Here is a 2017-nt window from a genome sequence, read left to right on the forward strand (position 1 = left end):
GCACCGCGCCGCTGGCCGCGCTGCTCACCGGTGTCCTGGCGCTGGTCCTGGTCTTCCTGGCGGCCGCGCTGCCGCGGGCGCTGGACCGCGGCGCGGACCGGGCGCTGCGCGCCCTCCTGGACGGGTACGGCCCGGTCGCCACCAGCGTGGTGGTGACCGCGGGTCCGCAGGCCGACGGCGGCGACCCGGCCCGGCAGCTGGACGCCACCGCGGCCCGGCTGACCGGCCTGGTCTCCCCGCAGCTGCCGCTGGACGCGAGCGGCCCGGTGTACGGGCGCCGGGGGACGGAGCCGCGTTCGCTGCCCGCCCCCGGGCTGGACCGCCCGGAGGGCGTCTCGCCCGAGGTCGCCCTGGTGTACCAGCACGGGGCGCGCGAGCGCCTCCACCTGACGGCCGGTCAGTGGCCGGACGGGGAGCCGGACGGAGGGACGAGCGGGGGGACGGACGGGGGGACGGTGCCGGTCGCGCTGGCGGCGTCCACCGCCGCGACGCTGAAGGTGGAGCTCGGCGCGGTGCTCGACGGCGGCCTCTCGGTGCTCTCCCCCGTCACCCGGTTGAAGCCGCAGCGGATCCGGGTGGTGGGCCTGTACGCCGTGGACGACCCGGCCGACCCGTTCTGGGCCGACCTGCGGTGCGCGGTCGGGGTGTGCCGGAACCTGGCTCCCCCGCCCGGTCCGGGGGCCCCGCCGCTGGCGTACTGGTACGCCGTGGCGCTGACCGGCGAGAAGTCGGTGCCCCGGCTGAGCACCTGGGGCACCGGCGCCGAGGACTTCTGGCGGCTGCCGGTGCGGACGGGCGCGCTGCGGGCGGACCTGATGGCGGACACCTCCTCGGCGCTGGCGGCCGTCACCACGGGCCCGGTGGCGGTCCGGATCACCACCGGCCTGGAGCGGCCGAACGTGCGGGTCACCTCCGGCCTGCGGACGGCGATCGACACCGCCCGGCAGCGGCAGGCGGCGATCGACTCGATCACGGCGGTCGGCCCGGCCGGGGCCGCGGGCGTGGCCGCCGTGGTGCTGTGCCTGGCGGCGGCGCTGGGGGTCGAGCGGCGCTCGGCGGAGCTGCGGCTGCTGCGGGCCCGGGGCGCCGGGACGGGCGGGGTGCTGCGGCGGCTGCTGGGCGAGGGGGCGCTGACCGTGCTGCCCGGGGCGGTGCTGGGCTGGGCGGCCGCCTTCCTGCTGCTGCCGACGCCGCGCTGGGTTCCGGCGGCGCTCGCGGCGGGGGCGGTGGCGCTGCTGGCGCTGCTGGCGTTCCCGGTGCGGGCGGCGCTGCTGCTGCGCGGCCGGGCGGGCCGGGCCCGGCCGGGGCGGCGGCTGCTGGCCGAGGGCGCGGTGCTGGTGGTGACGGCGGCGGCGGTGGCCCAGCTGGTCCGGCGCGGGGTGGCGCCGCTGGGCGAGGGGGTGGATCCGCTGCTGGTGGCGGCGCCGCTGCTGCTGTCGCTGTCCGGTGCGCTGCTGCTGGCGCGGGTGCAGCCGGTGCTGATCGGCTGGTGGGCGCGCCGGGCGGGGCGGTGGCCGGGGGCGGTGGGTTTCCTGGGGCTGGCGCGGGCGGCCCGGGGCGGTGGCGGGCGGCGCGCGCGGCCCTCGGTGCTGCCGCTGCTGGCCCTGGTGCTGGCGGTGGCGTGCGGCGCGGTGGGCGCGGACGTGCTGGGTTCGGTGGACTCGGACCGGCTGCGGGTGGCCCGGTACGGCCTGGGCGGGGACGCCTGGGTGACCGCGGGGCTGAACGGCGCGCTGCCGCCGTCGTTCCTGGAGGCCGCGGACCGGCTGCCGGGGGTGGAGACCTCGCTGCCGGTGTGGATCGACGACGACGTGGTGATGTCGGTCGGCGGCGGTGCCTCGGTGCGGGTGAACGTGGTGGCGGCCGATCCGGTCCGGTACGCGCGGCTGGCCGAGGTGGCCGGGCGGGGCCGGTTCGACCCGGCGCTGCTGGCGGGCGCCGCGGACGGCGGGCGGCTGCCCGCGCTGGTCAGCGGGGACCTGCCCGCGGGCGACTTCAGTCTGCGGCTGGCGGGCGG

The 2017-nt window shown here is 80.3% G+C and carries 1 protein-coding gene; it reads left to right on the top strand.

The genetic code is table 11. The features are described from left to right. On the top strand, positions 1–2017 hold a 2017-nt coding region (locus ACFUEL_RS39005; protein ID WP_380242854.1), incomplete at both ends, for a hypothetical protein.

This window comes from Kitasatospora sp. NPDC057198 (assembly GCF_042670125.1).
Lineage (GTDB): Bacteria > Actinomycetota > Actinomycetes > Streptomycetales > Streptomycetaceae > Kitasatospora.